A 15948-nucleotide genomic window follows, 5' to 3' on the forward strand; every position below is an offset into this window, starting at 1 on the left:
ATTAGCATCCTTTAAATTCAGGGCTACGCTTTTGCATAAATGCTTGTACGCCTTCTTTATAATCGCTGGAACGACCTGCTAAACGCTGTAAGTCACGCTCTAAAATCAATTGATCATCTAGGCTATTGTCAGCAGCAGCATGGATTGCTTTTTTTATTAAAGACAAGCCATAGGTGGGTTGTGTTGCCAAATGCTTAGCCAATTTTTCCGCTTCAGCTTTGAGTTGTTCATCTGCAACACTTTGCCAAATCATGCCCAGTTGCTCTGCCTTTTCAGCAGAAATTTTATCGCCCAGCATTGCCAAACCCATTGCCTGCGCGCGTCCAACCAAACGGGGTAAAAACCAAGTGCCTCCTGAGTCAGGCACCAATCCTAAGCGACAAAAGGCTTGAATAAATGATGCAGATTTTGCGGCAAGAACAATGTCACAAGCCAAGGCAATATTTGCACCTGCTCCAGCCGCCACACCATTTACTGCACAAATCACGGGTTTCTGCATTTCTGTAATCAGTTTGATTAATGGGTTGTAATATTTTTCAATCGATACCCCCAAATCAGGTGCGTCTGCATTGGGATCAACCACTCGATCAGCTAAATCCTGCCCGGCACAAAAACCACGACCTTCGGCTGAAATCACCACCGCGCGAATATTTGAATCTTTGGCCCAGGCCTTTAATGTTTGTGATACTTCATGATGCATCGTTTCATTAAAACTATTCAGTTGCTTTGGGCGATTAAAAGTTAAATAACCGACTGCATTTTTTTCTTCAACAATTATGGTTTGGTAATCCATCACACACCTCTAAATTCTGGTTTTCTTTTTTCAAAAAATGCATCAATACCTTCCTTACGGTCTTGAGTTGCCGTAAGCCAGACAAAATGCTGACGTTCTTGCTTCAAGCCTTGGCTTAAAGTTACTTCATGGATGGATTTCAACGATTGTTTAATGACATGGATTGCCAATGGCGCTTGTTTGGCAATTTTTTCTGCCAGTTCAATTGCATATTGCACCGTCAGTGCGCTTGGGCAAATTTGGCTACTAATGCCATGTTGCAATGCAAGCGCTGCAGAAATACGTTCCCCTGTCATTGCCCAACGCATGGCCAATTGCTGTCCGACCAAACGTGCTAAACGCTGTGTACCACCTGCACCAGGCAACATACCCAAACCAATTTCGGGTAAGGCAAATTGTGCATTTTCACCAGTCAGCACAATATCGCCATGCAAGGCGAGCTCAAAGCCTGCACCAAAGGCAAAGCCATTGATCGCCATAATGATTGGTTTTGAAAACTCATCAATGTGTTTCCATAGTAACGGACGTTGATCTTGCTGGATTGTCACCACATCAAGGGCTGCCAATTCTTTTAGATCAGCACCCGCTGCAAAACATGTTTCATTACCGGTAATCACAACAGTTTTAATACTTTGGTCCCGCTCTAAATCTTGCAGCACATCCACAAGTTGTTTTAAGGTGGCATTATTTAGCGCATTATGTTTTTCTGGGCGATTTAACTCGATAAGCATGACGCCTGTTTTCACTAAACTGGTTTTTAAGAAATCCATCTCTCTGCTCCAATGTTATTCCGTTTTATTCATCAAAACTCAAACGCACATTTGGAGTCGTTGGCAATGCTTGACAGCTGAGTACATAACCTTTTGCAAGTTCTTCAGGTTCAAGACTATAGTTAATTGCCATCTCGACCTTGCCTTCAAGTACTTTGCATTTACAGGTTGCGCACACGCCACCTTTACATGCATAAGGTAAATCAGCACCGGCACGTAATGCAGCATCTAGAATACTGTCATCTTCTTTGGCGACTTCAATGATCAACTCGCGCCCATCCAGCACAATATTGACTTTTTCTTCATTACGATTGCCAATATGCTGCGCTGTGGCTTTTTTCACAGCCCCAGTATTAAAACGTTCAGTATGAATTTTACTGCGTTCAATGCCAAATTCAGGTAAAACCGTTTCGATGGCCTCCATCATTTCATTGGGACCACAGGCAAAACAATGATCAAATTCTGCATGAATCAGATTTGCTTTAAATAATAATTGCAGTTTTTCAGCATCAATCCGACCATTAAACAAAGCACTGTCATTCATTTCACGAGAGAAGACATTGATCAATTGAAAACGCTCTTTAAAACGATCTTTTAAATCCATAATTTGCTCAGCAAACATGGTTTGTTTCCAAGTACGATTGCCATAAATCAGGGTAAAACTGGCAGCTTGTTGCTGTAATAACACTGTTTTTATAATGGATAAAATTGGGGTAATTCCACTGCCTGCGGCAAATCCTAAGTAGTTTTTTCCTCCAGTTTTGGCAACTTTTTGAAAAAAAATCCCTTGCGGCGGCATTACTTCAAGTTGATCACCGGCTTTTAAATTGTCATTTGCCCAAGTTGAAAATTGACCTTGATCAATTTTTTTAATCGCGATACTCATATCTTCTTGAACATCACTACAAATCGAATAACAACGACGAATTTCACCACTTTCTGTTAAATGGCGAATAGTTAAATGTTGCCCTGGTTGATACTGAAAGCGCTGTTGCTGTTCTGGGGTAAGATCAAACGCAATACAAATCGCCTGCTCAGTTTGAGGCGTAATTGATTTTATGGTTAATGGTACAAATTGACTCATGTGAAAATCCCTCTTTCATTTTAACTTTTCAAACTGTTGAACAATGTTCAACTTAAATACATTTGAAATAGTCAAATGGTTCTAAGCAGTCTTGGCATTGATATAAGGCTTTACATGCAGTAGAACTAAATTCGCTTAATAATTTGCTGTGTATGCTGTGGCAATGTGGACATTCAATCCCATCGGTTAATGCGACATGTGTACCACAACTGTGTGCCTCGCCTTTTGGAGGTGCGATACCGTATTGTTTCAGCTTGTCTTTGCCATTTTGGCTCATCCAATCGGTGGTCCAAGCTTCTGTTAAATCCACCACAACTTGAATCGGTGTGAAACCTTTTGCAGTAAACGCGTGTACGATTTCATCTTTCAGCACGTCTGTTGCAGGGCAACCGCTATAGGTGGGTGTAAGTCGAACCACAATATTATTGTCCTGATTCAACTCCACCCCACGAATCATGCCTAAATCCACAACCGATAACACTGGAATTTCAGGATCAGAAATCTGTTGTAAAATATCCCAGCAATCATCGCTAAATTGTCGAATTAAATTCATGTGCTTCACTCCTTGTGAAAAGCTGAACTTACCAACTCATATTGGGATAAGTACGTTGCATATATTGCAATTCAGCCAAAACGAAACCTAAATGTTCGGTATGCAGGCCTTGTTTTGCACCACTACGATACGCCCCTGTTTCAGGTAAACTAAGCTCAAAACGTTGCAGTTCAACTGTTACGACATCCAGCCATTGCGCTTTTAAAGGTTCAATATTTGGAATTAAGCCTTCTGATACCAAGCCTTGTTCTTCGGTGGTTAAGACAAATAATTCTTTGCTAAAACGCCACAGTTCGTTTAAACCTAATTGGGTTTTTGCATGTGCTTCGCTCGTCCCTAAACTTAAACGTTCCATCCAAGCAGTAGAAAAACGTAAGTGATATTTCACTTCACGTAATGATTTCAGCGCAAATGCAGCTAACGCTTTGTGTTGGCTATGGGTTAATGCAGCAAATAACAAATGATGATAATGATCCATTAACCACTGGCGTACCATGGTTTGTGCAAAGTCACCATTGGGTTGTTCACATAACAATAAATTGCGATATTCACGTTCGTTACGGAAAAATGCCAATTGATCTTCGTCACGACCTAAGCCTTCCTCTTCACCGGCAAGACTTAACAATGTTCTGGCTTGACCTAGCAAATCCAAACCAATATTGGCTAATGCAATATCCAGCTCTAGCTCAGGCGCATGACCACACCATTCGGCCAAACGATGCGATAAAATCAGTTGGCTATCACCCAAATGCAATAGGAACTGTGCAAATACTGAATGACTCATCTTCGTCCCCCTTACATATGCTCAATGCCATCTGGAATATGGTAAAACGTCGGATGACGATATACCTTGTCTAATGCTGGATCAAAAAATTCATTTTTTTCATCGGGTTGAGATGAAGTAATCCATTCAGATTTCACCACCCAAATACTGATCCCTTCATTGCGACGGGTATAAACATCACGGGCATTTTGGAGTGCAATTTCTGCATCTGGTGCACGTAAACTACCCACATGACGATGGCTTAAACCTTGTTTACTTCGTACAAAAACTTCAAATAGCGACCAGTTATTTTTATTGTCCATCATAAAATCCTTATTAAATTTGACTAAAACTCTGAACTAAGCAACTTTGGCAGCAGCTTGTTGTTGCTTTTTTTGTGCATAGACCACAGCAGTATCACGTACCCATTTGCCACCTTCCCACGCTTTACGGCGTGCTTCGATACGTTCGTGATTACATGGGCCTTTACCTGCAAGAATGTCAAAAAATTCGTCCCAATTAATTTCACCAGACTGGTAATGTCCTGTTGCTTCATTAAAACGTAAGTCAGGATCTGGCACAGTCAAACCAAGCTGTAAAACTTGCGGTACCGTGTTATCCACAAATTTTTGACGGAGTGCATCATTACTAAAGAGTTTAATTTTCCATTGCATGCTTTGCGCGCTGTTTGGAGAATTGTCATCACTCGGACCAAACATCATTTGTGCAGGCCACCAAAAACGATTCACTGCATCTTGTGCCAATTGTTTTTGCTCAGGTGTCCCATTTGCCAACTGCATCATGGCTTCAAAGCCTTGGCGTTGATGGAAACTTTCTTCTTTACATACACGCACCATGGCACGTGCATAGGGACCATAAGAGGTACGACATAACGCAACTTGATTGACAATTGCCGCACCATCAACCAACCAGCCAATGGCAGCAACATCGGCCCAAGTTAAGGTTGGATAATTAAAAATTGATGAATACTTCATCTGCCCAGCAATGAGTTTATCCATCATGTCATCACGATCGGCACCCAAGGTTTCAGCCGCACTATATAAATACAATGCATGCCCTGCTTCATCTTGAACTTTAGCAAGTAAAACAGCTTTACGTTTTAAGCTTGGTGCACGCGTGATCCAATTGCCCTCAGGTAACATTCCCACAACTTCTGAGTGTGCATGTTGTCCAATCTGACGAATTAAAGTTTTACGATATGCATCTGGCATCCAATCTTTAGGCTCAATCGAAATATCCTTTTCGAGAGATTGATCGAAATCTTTTTGATGATTATTCATTGTGTCCTCACTTATCCCAAGTGTTATGCTATTTAAATTAAAACGATACAAATAAAAAATCAATACATATTTTTATGTATCATAATTATTCCAAGATTAACTTTTGCAAACAATTGTTTTAATTAAAATTATTTTTATTATATTTTTAATATCACAATATTTAGCTAAAAAAATTTGACATTTTAAAATTTAAAAGACAAATTATGAGTCATTAAAAATAGAAAACCATCTAAAACGTATCACAAAAGGAGTTTGAGTAATGCTTGATTTAGATACGGCAATACCCCATACGGAACCCGATGAAATGACCACAAAATCAACCACGCAGCCTGCGATTAAAACATTAAGCTCTTTGGTTTATGGACAAGAATATATCGCTCAACAAGACTTCCGTACTGTCTATCATGCGATAACAGGCGAAGCCATTTATCAAGTGAGTAGTCAAGGAATCGACACTCAAGCCGTTGTTGATTATGCAAAACAAAAAGGTGCTGCACTTGCATCACTGACTTTCCATCAACGTGCCAATGCATTAAAACAAGTCGCTCAATATTTGCTGGAACGCAAAGAAAGCTATTATGAACTTGCCAAAGCAACAGGTTGTACCCGTAAAGATGCTTGGATTGATATCGAGGGTGGGATCGGAACTTTATTCGTCTATTCAAGTTTAGTTCGTCGTGAACTCAGCGATGAAACCGCCTTGGTTGAAGATGCTTGGATTCCGCTGTCTAAAAACGGTACCTTTGGTGCAAAGCATATTCTTAGCCCAAAGGCTGGTGTCGCTGTGCATATTGATGCTTTTAATTTTCCAATTTGGGGAATGTTAGAAAAAATTGCCCCTACATTATTGGCGGGTGTGCCATGTATCGTTAAACCGGCCACGGAAGGTGCAGAATTGACCCACGCTGTTGTCAAAGACATTTTGGCTAGCGGCATCTTAGCAGAAGGTGCATTACAGCTTATCTGTGGTCAAACTTATGATTTATTCGAACATTTAAACCCTCAAGACACAGTAACGTTTACAGGTTCTGCATCCACTGGGCAAAAATTACGCGCAACGCCGCATTTAAATCATTATTCAATTCCATTTACCATGGAAGCAGATTCTGTCAATAGTGCTATTTTGACTCAACACACATCTACGGAAACAATCGATCTATTTGTACGAGAAGTTTTTCGTGAAATGACCACAAAAGCCGGGCAAAAATGTACTGCAATCCGTCGTGCCTTTGTTCCCGTAGAGTTACTTGAAACAGTACAAACACGCTTAATCGCAAAATTAAAAAATGTGGTCGTGGGCAACCCTGAACGTGAAAATGTCACTATGGGGGCATTAGCCAGTGTAAAACAAAAACATGATGTGGCAGAAAAAGTAGAGCAACTCAATCAAGAGGCTGAAATTGTATTTGGTAGCCACCTCCGTCAAGATTTCACCATTCAAGCTGAAAATCCTGAACAAGGTGCATTTTATCCACCGACTGTTTTAGTCTGTAAAAATCCAAGCCAAGCCACGACCATTCATCAAATAGAAGCTTTTGGTCCAGTTGTTACTTTAATGCCTTATGCAAACCTTCAAGAGCTCGCTGACTTAGTTGCACGAGGAGAAGGTAGTTTAGTTGCTTCTGTGGTGCGCAATGCGGATGAAAATGTAGAGCAGATCATTGCCAAAATTGCACCTTGGCATGGTCGTGTACATATCCTAGATAGTGAAAATGCCAAAGAAAGTACAGGTCATGGTTCGCCTCTTCCTTACTTAGTTCATGGCGGTCCAGGTCGTGCTGGTGGTGGTGAGGAATTAGGTGGTTTACGTGCGGTAAAACATTATATGCAACGCACAGCAATCCAAGGTTCACCCAAAGCCATGACACAAATTGGTCATAGTTGGACCATTGGTTCAGAGATTTTTGAAGATCGAATTCATCCCTTTAAAAAATCATTTGATGAATTACGTATCGGTGAACGCCTATTGACTGCTCGCCGCACTGTGACAGAAGCTGATATTGTCAATTTTGCTGGCTTAAGTGGCGATCACTTCTATGCACATATGGACAAAATTGCTGCGGCTGACTCAATATTTGGTGATCGTGTTGCGCATGGCTATTTTATCGTATCCGCCGCTGCGGGGTTATTTGTAGATGCAGCACCAGGTCCAGTGATTGCAAACTATGGGATGGACAATTTACGTTTTGTAGAGCCTGTTAAAATCGGAGATACCATTCAAGTCGAATTAACCTGTAAACAAAAAACCCCGAAGCCTTTACAAGACCCAAGCCAAAAAGCCCACGGCGTTGTTGTTTGGGACATTAAAGTAAAAAACCAACGACATGAACTAGTTGCCACTTACGATATTTTAACCTTAGTCAATCGCGACTAATTAAGCGTTTGTTTAAAACTAATTTTTATTGAATCAGCTCTCCTAAATTTCCAAAGTTAGCCTCAGTCATTGTGTGGCAATCAAGCTAGGCTTTAGGGGAGTTTTTCAAACATATCCTAGAATAAATTATCCCAGAATAAATACTGAACAGATGCAATTTCAGTCAGCGATCTCGGCATTAATAAATCACATTGTTGGTCGTGATGATGTATTTGCCTAAATAAAGATGAAATTCATGGAATTAAACACGCGACCAAAATAACTTTAGATGAGGTGATTGCTCACACGGATACAACGTTGATTGATAACACGACAGCACACATTACAGCTTAATCGATTGGATGACTGAGTGAAGATATAACTTATAAGGGTTTATACAAAACCTGATTCAACTTCGTCTGCAAAATCATATTTACCCAAATCAGTTTATTTGTGTTTTCTTGTTGCAAAAGACTTAATAAAAGACATAAAAAGATACTAAAAAATTATAATTTAATTAATTTTAGTATCGAATTACAAATAAAAATTAAAACCAATACATCGATAAAAATTATAATCATTTGATTTAAAATATTTTAATATCATTATTTAAAATTCAAAACATTACCAATTTAAATTAAAAAGATACCATTTCTATTTTATTTTAAAAATAGTGTATCCATTTAAAAAATATTCAAGCATAATTATTCGATTGATTCATGATGAGTCAATACGACAAGGATTTTGTTTCAATCAAAAAACCAAGAATAGATTGAAGCATAAGTGAAATACAAAAAGGAAAAGCTATGGAAAACTCTCAAGCAGAATTGCACGGCTCGACGCTTGCACTTCCCACTTCATCGGCATCACGTACTCGCAAAATTGCGATAGCAACGATTGTTGGGACCACAATAGAGTGGTATGACTATTTTATTTATGCCGCTGTAGCAGGCTTAGTTTTTAATCAACTGTTTTTTAAACCCGCAGGTCCGGCCTTTGCCACACTGTTGGTTTTTGCATCTGTAGGTATTAGTTTTATTTTTCGGCCTTTTGGCGCATTTATCGCAGGTTATTTTGGCGATAAGTTTGGACGTAAAACCGTTCTAGCCGCTACGTTAATCATGATGGGTGGAACCACAACTCTGATTGGCTTATTACCCACTTACGACAGCGTGGGTATCATCGCGCCTATCATTTTAATTTTACTGCGTATTTTACAAGGAATTTCCGCAGGCGGTGAATGGGGCGGCGCTGTATTGATGGCCGTTGAACATGCACCAACCCACAAACGTGGATTATTTAGCTCATTCCCACAACTCGGTGTTCCACTTGGTTTATTACTGGCATCACTGGTTTTAGTGATCATGACTGGCTATGTTTCACCAGGAGAAGAGTTTTTAGCATGGGGTTGGAGAATTCCATTTATATGCAGTATTTTCCTCTTTGCTTTAGGCTACTGGATTCGCCGTTCTGTTGAAGAAAGCCCTATTTTTGAGGAATTAAAACAGAAAGGCACCACACAGAAACCGATCCGTGAACTTTTTGGACAGTATAAAAAAGTCATTTTTAGCTCAGCATTATTGATAGCTGGTACAACTGCGCTGGGCTACATGACTGCTGGTGGCTTTATTCAAAGCTTTACCACCAATCCAAATGGTCTGAATTTAGAGCGTCCTATCATTTTAACATTGATCAGTATTTCTGCCGTTATTTGGACCTTCTTTACTTGGTTATCTGCAGTGCTTTCAGATAAATTTGGACGTAAACCAGTTTATATTTTCGGTTCATTGATTCAAATCATTACCGCTCTGGTACTTTTCCCACTGATCAGTACAGGCAACTATAGCTACATCATGTCAGGCTTAGCCCTATTATCAATAGGTATTGGAATCACCTATGGTGTACAAGCTGTCTTTTATTCTGAACTCTTCCCTGCTTCTATTCGCTTTTCAGGTATATCCATCACTTATGCAATTGGCTCAATCATTGGCGGTGCGTTCGCGCCATTAATTGCAGCAGCATTAATCGGCAAAGTAAACGGTATTTATTTAGTCAGTGCGTATTTAACCGTGATGTCCGTGATTGCTTTTTTAGCGATTTGTATTTTTAAAGACCGTACAGGTATTGCTTTAGAACCTGATGCTGAAGAAACCCAGAAAAAATCACCTTTCATCTGGAAATAAACTTAAGTCAAGGATGCCTTATGTTATTCAATACACCATTTACAAAGATTTTTACTACGCTCATATTCATCAATACTTGTGCTTTTACACAACTAACGCTAGCCAAAGATGAATGGAAATTAACTTTAAAAAATGCCTATATTGATCGCAATTTTGACCAAGAAAATGTCAAAGATTCGGGGAGTTGGTCACAAGGCGTATCATTATTTTATCACTCACAATTTTATGACACACCCATTGAAATTTTAAAACATCCTCTGCAAATTGGCGTTGATGGTTCAATGCAATATGCGGTACGTCTAAGCAATGACAAACATGTCAATGATACCGTATTGCCTTTTGACCCAGTCAAACAAGAACAAGCAGCAGACTATTTAAAATATGGGGGTACACTTAAACTTAAATATGATCAGGCAGAATTGAGAGTGGGTGAGTTATGGCTCAATTTACCCATGACCGCAATCGACACAAGCCGTCAGCTTTTAACGACTTATCAAGGTGTGAACTTAAAATTTCCAATTCAGGAAAAACTTAAAGTCGAACTTGGTCATGTGTCGAAAAACTCTCCGCGCAATGAGGAGGATTTTTATAAATTTTCTTATACGCAGAAAGGTATAAAACATTATTCAGATGGATTGGATTACCTGAATTTATCTTATGATGTGAATAAAGATTTTAATATCAATTATTACTATGGGCATTTAGAAAATTTATATGATAAACACTATTTAGGCGTGGAGCATCGATACCCAATTGCTGACAATATCGCCTTGCATTAAAAATTACGATATTTTAATTCGCAAGATAATAGTAATGCTTTAGACATCGATAGTCAAAATGTAGGTTTGTTGGAAACATTGAAACTGAACAATCACACTTTAGGTGTTGGTTATCAACGAATTATTGGGGACGCCTACCCTTTGCCTGATGGTTTTTTACCTGAGCTTTATTTTATTAACTGGAATGTCACCGGCTTTTTTAAAGAAAATGAAAAATCATGGCATTTTATTTATGGTTATGACTTTAAAGATTACATCCTCGGTTTAAACAGCATTGCAAAGTACGCGGTTGGACGAGATATTAAAATGAGCAATGGTGATAAAAACAAAGAGTCCGAACTTGATGTTCTGACGACTTATAATTTTCAACAACCTGCGCTAAAAGGACTGTCTTTACAGCACTTATTTACACGTTACCAGCAAGATTATGGAAGTGATTTTACAGAAAATCGTTTCTTTATCAATTATCAATACAAATTCTAATCATCTCGTCTCGAAATAGCGTCAATCCATGCCTGATGAATTTCATCAGGCATGGATGAGGAAAAACGTTTATCTCAACTGATTGTCGCTTAATATATGGCCATATTGTCTGACTAGGCCTAATTGTTTAAAATCACTAAAACTCGTTTTTCATTTATGAAAATCGAAGAGTTTTACATTACAACAATATTTTAAATTACATTTCCACAAATGTCTTTCGTACCTGTTGGATAAGTAAATTGGAATTGATTTTTATCAGTAATAAGTTCTACTGAATGGACCTTTCCAATATTAGGTGAAGTCGAATCTGTTCCATAGTAAGCCATTCCATTTGTAAAAGCTAAGCTATTAATCTTACTTGGATTTGTTGAAACATAACCCTTATTAACGCCATTATAAATGACACCAACCTGCTTTGTATCTTGGTTTACATATATACCAATTTTTTGATATCCATCAGTTGTACTTGTCAAAGGCAGCTCAATCATACCTGTTGCACCATCAACAGTACTCCCCACGCCAATTGTGACTTTATTTGGAGTGGTACTACCGAGTAAATGATTTGCATATAGAGCTACTATTTGACCTTTTCCATTATCGTAATAAGCATCAGCATAATTAGGATACATAAATATCTGTTCATTATTAGGAAGCAAGGTTGTTGGCACTTTAATCTTGTATTCATAAGCGAAGATTCCACTCTGTGGAACAGCACTACCATTACTTTGACCTGAAATTGCATTACCATTTGCTGCAATATACATCTGTTGAGAGTTCTCTGGAGTGACAGTTGTTGTAAATGATGTCTTTTGTCCAACTATACTGGGGAATTTCTGAAATCCTGAGAAAACTGCAGATATTTGAGCTTGTGTCGCATCAAAATTATAAGTACAAGCACTCCACCCACTCATACTCATCAATCCAGTTGCTAGTGCTATTGTTAATTTTTTCATTATCCATTCCTTGTTATTTTGAAAATAAAATATAGAACAGGAAATGAGTTATATGAAATAAATCCGATAAAAATTTACTAACTATTCAATAAAAAATAAAAGTTAGTTTTCTAATTTCCTAGTAGCTCAATCTTGTTATTTCCAATAAAAAATCTATCATTGAATAAACAAAATAAAGGATCAAAAAATGAAAAAATTCCTACTTCTCAACCTCTTAATTAGTAGTGGAACTTGGGCTGAGTTACCAAAATCCAAATCATCATGTCAAATCCAAGTTCAACAATTAAAATTTGCTCGTTTAGTTGCTCTTAGTAGTCTTTGTGACAAAGATGAAAATTCAACTTACGGAAAAAGCTTAAGTGCTTTGTTTTTAAAAAATCAAAAGAAATGTAAGGTTTCCCGTGAACTGATTGACCCTACAGATGAACAGGTAATGAATGCTTATGATGAACTCATTGGTTTACCTATAGAACAGCAAAAAATACGATGCAGAACGGCAGATAAACAGATCAAAGTCCACTTTTAAAAACTTAAGACTTACTCGGTAAAACTGTTCCAGCATGCCGAATTCTAGAACTGCTTTGACTAAGATATAGATGTTGAAAGTAAGATTTCAAGTCACCTGTATTATGGTAATTTTACGGAAATCAGAATTATTGGCATTCTTGTATACTCTTATCCCGAATATTGAAATTCATAATTGAAGTTTTTTTAGTTAGACAGAAGTAATTTATAAATTCATATTGTCTAAAGGATTTTCCTTTTTTTAACTCAATACGGATCTGAGTCTCTAAATAATTTGACATAAGCATATCTTTTGAAAAGCAAAAAATATATTTACTATCTTTATTAGATAAATTTTCTAAACTTTGTGCATATATTTTGTTTGATAATTCATCATTGAAACTTCCACTTTCATTTTTAAATGATGTGTCAAACATTGAAAACTCATTAGAATCATAAATTTCTTGGGGTTTTAATGAACAAATGCTCTTATCTTTTAATATTTCATATTGGAAATCAGCTACACGTTTCTCTTTACAACCAATTAATATTATTGATATAAAAAAAACACTTAATAAATTAATATTTTTCATGAGATGATAATTCAGTAAATTAATGGAGTCGGAGTAGAATTAGAAACCAGTGTATATCCTGAAGGATTACTTATAATCGGTTGCATTACCTGTCTTATATACTGTGAATTATCAGCTATATGATTTCGCCAAGCTAAACTGAAATTAATCTGATTATATCCTTCAATTAATCCAAAATAATCAGCTACAATATTAGCCTGTTGCTCAGGATTCAATTTTTTAAAATCTGTATCTTTATTTAATTCATAATCATATGGGTCATAGACAGAATCAGGTAAAGTCCACTCTAATGTTTGTAGCATAAGTCCTCTGCCCATTACATTGATATTAAAGTATAAGAAAGAAACTATACAAAATTTGATCACCCTAGCTCAAAACTTCCTCCATTAACAAAATGATGCTTATAAGAAATAGCAAGTATTTCTAGTACCAAGCTAGAATCATCCATTAAACAAAAACCACCCGAAGGTAGTTTTATTTGTCTTAAAAACTCGCTTCAGCTCGACTCCGTAAACGTCTTCCCAAGCTTTGTATTTCATATTTTAATCGCAAAATAAAATACTTATGGAAGATTAAGCCTACGGCAATCTTCATAAATAATTTTGCATTGAGTCTCAGGAAAGCCATCATAACGACACGCCTCTAAAACTTTTTTCCGTCCTAAAGCTTTTCTACTTCCTGGGACTAACATTGGAACAACATCGCTTACTTCACCCGCCGTTGTTCGTGCTTTATACAACCTATTTGTTCCTTCCGCTTGACCTACAGTCGCACAATGGTTGTCATCATAAGTAAACCAAATTCTGCAATCAGTCCCACCTTTTTTTTCACAAGCTTGCAATGCTTTCTCTTCTAACTTTCTGCGGAAAATTTTTGCAGTAGCCACACCAATTACACCATTTGTACCCGAAGCGACATAACCTTCTGTGCTTGGGGTCCGGTAGCTTGGAGCTGAATATCCCCCACTGCTTCCATAATTCGGAATAGGCGCACAGCCTTGTACACCTTGACCACCGATAGGATAATAGCCCGGAGGACAATTCCCCTCAGCATGCGCAACACCTGACATCGTTAAAGAAAATAGAGTAAGATAAATTAACGATATAAAAAATTGTATGATCTGCGGTCTATTGTATTTAGCCATAATTTTTCATCCATGCCGTAAATTATTTTGTGAAATATCTATCATTTATAAATTAACTTTTAGTCATTCTAAATCTTAAAATAATTCATCACTAAACTCAAATTTTGAATTGGCATTACTTATTTTTATTCTGATGATCGTGCTCATCACAACTTGATATTTATGCAACATTTCTAATTAAATCAATATATTGATTAACAAACCCAATATAATAAAGTTTATTCAAAACAGCGTTCAATACGAGGATCGCGCCTTCTAAAAAGATCATCAATGGACTATGAGCAGAGGAAAGTTAACACCAAATTATTTTAGTGAGAATGGGCTTTTGACTATCAATAGTTATGCGATATAATCGTGTGAAATATATACCAAATAATAAATTATGATGAATTAATATCTCGCTCTGCTCTGTACGTATAACATTGATTATTTTAGGAGTCTTTTCCATGCCTTTATTCAAATATAGTTGTGTCACCCTCATGGTGCTTAGTATCAGCGCTTGCGCCACCTTGGCCACCAAACCCAATGAAGTCGAAGTGGCTGCACAAAAACTAGTAGGGCAACCAGCCAGTAATGCATTTAAAATATTTGGCAAACCTGATCATGGTCTAGGTCCATCGTCGTATGGTAGTGGTGGCTTCTATGGGTGGAATCGAGTGCAAACTCATGTAACACCAGAAAAAGTTTTCGTGCAGACAGGTGTTGAGTATATTGGCCAAAAGACGACCATGGTTGGAATCGGCGGCGGTGGCGTGGTTGGCCAAATGCCAGTTGGTAGCGAACCTGTATATCGGAAGACTGGATATACAGAAAATCGGACTGTTATCGATTACTTTTGCAATATCACCCTGTACACCGATAAAAAGAACATCATCACCGATGCCATAGTAATCGGTTGTGATAAAAAGAAGTGATAGCGTAGCTTAAAGCTCATAATTTCAAATGAGCTTATATCTGATTTAGGCTCACTTGAGCACTTTATTCTTTACATGATTCAAAACCCTAGACTCATTGTGCTTAGCAATAGTATCAATACCTCAAAGTAAAATATCTTTACTCTGCCCTGATTCTAATTTTTGCGGTAAGGCTATTATTAGGCGATTGATCTATAAAGAAACTATCTAGAATTTCTTATCACGACCATAATTCTAAATTGGTCTATATATTTTGCTATAGTGAATAGCGTAATGACTGATATAAATGAACATATACTTATTCGCCTAGCGACTGAAACTGACACTAAAGACTTAATCGCTATTGACAGTGTTGCCTCACACGATCCGCAGCGAATATTGCAAATCCACAATTGGTGTATGCAGGGTGTCTGCTTTCTTGTTGAAAAAAATGGAAAAGTAATGGGCTACGGCGTTCTAAATTACCATTTTTTCGGATGCGGTTTTATTGAGATGCTGATGGTCGGAGAACCTTATCGTCGCTGTGGTACGGGACGAGCATTACTGAATGTATTAAAGGCTAACTGCCAACATCCGAAGCTTTTTACCACAACTAATCGATCTAATTTGCCAATGCAGCAATTATTACTAAATTCTGGATTTATCGCGAGCGGTCACATAGAAAATCTTGATGATGGTGATCCAGAGTTAGTTTATTTTTATTCTAACCCTTTAATATAATTACGCTTTAACTTAATGTTTTTTAGGAGATACGGATGATTCGTAAATACTATGATAA

16 protein-coding genes and 1 pseudogene are annotated in these 15948 nt (G+C 37.7%); 6 read left to right on the top strand and 11 right to left on the bottom strand.

Going from position 1 to position 15948, the window contains the following annotated elements; genetic code table 11:
• Window position 1 precedes the first annotated feature (1 nt).
• The 7 genes from paaG to paaA are packed head-to-tail and all read right to left on the bottom strand — an operon-like array spanning window position 2 to window position 5264.
• The gene (paaG, locus tag F981_RS01990) at window positions 2-793 is read right to left on the bottom strand and encodes a 2-(1,2-epoxy-1,2-dihydrophenyl)acetyl-CoA isomerase PaaG (RefSeq protein ID WP_004717756.1); all 792 of its coding nucleotides are present in this window, start codon (window positions 791-793) and stop codon (window positions 2-4) included.
• Entirely contained in the window at window positions 793-1563 is a 771-nt protein-coding gene (locus F981_RS01995; protein WP_004717758.1) for an enoyl-CoA hydratase-related protein, read from the bottom strand. Before F981_RS01995 ends, paaG begins: the two co-directional genes overlap by 1 nt.
• 25 nt (window positions 1564-1588) lie before the next feature.
• Complete coding sequence (locus F981_RS02000; protein WP_004717759.1) at window positions 1589-2647, bottom strand: 2Fe-2S iron-sulfur cluster-binding protein; 1059 nt, start codon at window positions 2645-2647, stop codon at window positions 1589-1591.
• A 52-nt stretch (window positions 2648-2699) separates the two neighbouring features.
• Window positions 2700-3200, bottom strand: coding sequence for a 1,2-phenylacetyl-CoA epoxidase subunit PaaD (gene paaD, locus F981_RS02005; protein ID WP_004717762.1), 501 nt, complete (start codon window positions 3198-3200; stop codon window positions 2700-2702).
• 28 nt (window positions 3201-3228) lie between these two features.
• Window positions 3229-3984 carry a 1,2-phenylacetyl-CoA epoxidase subunit PaaC gene (gene paaC, locus F981_RS02010; protein WP_004717764.1) on the bottom strand — a complete coding sequence of 252 codons (756 nt, stop codon included), beginning with the start codon at window positions 3982-3984 and terminating at the stop codon, window positions 3229-3231.
• Window positions 3985-3995: 11 nt separating this feature from the next.
• Complete coding sequence (gene paaB / locus F981_RS02015; protein ID WP_004717766.1) at window positions 3996-4286, bottom strand: 1,2-phenylacetyl-CoA epoxidase subunit PaaB; 291 nt, start codon at window positions 4284-4286, stop codon at window positions 3996-3998.
• A gap of 36 nt (window positions 4287-4322) precedes the next feature.
• Window positions 4323-5264 (bottom strand): 1,2-phenylacetyl-CoA epoxidase subunit PaaA, encoded by a 942-nt coding sequence (gene paaA, locus F981_RS02020; protein ID WP_004717768.1) that lies wholly within the window; start codon window positions 5262-5264, stop codon window positions 4323-4325.
• 304 nt (window positions 5265-5568) lie between these two features.
• Here paaA and paaZ point away from each other — a divergent pair, with 304 nt between their 5' ends.
• The 3 genes and pseudogenes from paaZ to F981_RS02035 all read left to right on the top strand — a co-directional run bounded on the left by paaZ (window position 5569) and on the right by F981_RS02035 (window position 11062).
• Entirely contained in the window at window positions 5569-7638 is a 2070-nt protein-coding gene (gene paaZ, locus F981_RS02025) for a phenylacetic acid degradation bifunctional protein PaaZ (protein WP_228129013.1), read from the top strand.
• A gap of 785 nt (window positions 7639-8423) precedes the next feature.
• Window positions 8424-9800 carry an MFS transporter gene (locus tag F981_RS02030; RefSeq protein ID WP_004717771.1) on the top strand — a complete coding sequence of 459 codons (1377 nt, stop codon included), beginning with the start codon at window positions 8424-8426 and terminating at the stop codon, window positions 9798-9800.
• Window positions 9801-9820: 20 nt separating this feature from the next.
• Window positions 9821-11062: pseudogene (locus F981_RS02035) on the top strand (OprD family outer membrane porin).
• 191 nt (window positions 11063-11253) lie between these two features.
• Here the strand turns inward: F981_RS02035 and F981_RS02040 are convergent.
• Complete coding sequence (locus F981_RS02040; RefSeq protein WP_004717778.1) at window positions 11254-12015, bottom strand: DUF4882 family protein; 762 nt, start codon at window positions 12013-12015, stop codon at window positions 11254-11256.
• 187 nt (window positions 12016-12202) lie between these two features.
• Here F981_RS02040 and F981_RS02045 point away from each other — a divergent pair, with 187 nt between their 5' ends.
• Window positions 12203-12541 carry a hypothetical protein gene (locus F981_RS02045; protein ID WP_004717780.1) on the top strand — a complete coding sequence of 113 codons (339 nt, stop codon included), beginning with the start codon at window positions 12203-12205 and terminating at the stop codon, window positions 12539-12541.
• 127 nt (window positions 12542-12668) lie between these two features.
• Here F981_RS02045 and F981_RS02050 read toward each other — a convergent pair whose 3' ends face one another.
• From F981_RS02050 to F981_RS02060, 3 genes are all read right to left on the bottom strand, one after another.
• Entirely contained in the window at window positions 12669-13112 is a 444-nt protein-coding gene (locus tag F981_RS02050; protein WP_004717783.1) for a hypothetical protein, read from the bottom strand.
• A gap of 11 nt (window positions 13113-13123) precedes the next feature.
• Window positions 13124-13414, bottom strand: a complete 291-nt coding sequence (locus F981_RS02055; protein WP_004717784.1) for a hypothetical protein — start codon at window positions 13412-13414, stop codon at window positions 13124-13126.
• Window positions 13415-13674: 260 nt separating this feature from the next.
• Window positions 13675-14256 (bottom strand): DUF4189 domain-containing protein, encoded by a 582-nt coding sequence (locus tag F981_RS02060; protein ID WP_004717786.1) that lies wholly within the window; start codon window positions 14254-14256, stop codon window positions 13675-13677.
• A gap of 446 nt (window positions 14257-14702) precedes the next feature.
• Between F981_RS02060 and F981_RS02065 the strand changes: the two genes are divergently transcribed.
• Together F981_RS02065 and F981_RS02070 are read left to right on the top strand one after the other, a co-directional pair.
• Complete coding sequence (locus F981_RS02065) at window positions 14703-15170, top strand: hypothetical protein (RefSeq protein WP_004717787.1); 468 nt, start codon at window positions 14703-14705, stop codon at window positions 15168-15170.
• A 273-nt stretch (window positions 15171-15443) separates the two neighbouring features.
• Complete coding sequence (locus F981_RS02070; RefSeq protein WP_004717788.1) at window positions 15444-15890, top strand: GNAT family N-acetyltransferase; 447 nt, start codon at window positions 15444-15446, stop codon at window positions 15888-15890.
• The last annotated feature ends 58 nt before the right edge of the window (window positions 15891-15948 follow it).

This window comes from Acinetobacter guillouiae CIP 63.46 (assembly GCF_000368145.1).
In the GTDB taxonomy this organism is placed as follows: Bacteria; Pseudomonadota; Gammaproteobacteria; order Pseudomonadales; family Moraxellaceae; genus Acinetobacter; species Acinetobacter guillouiae.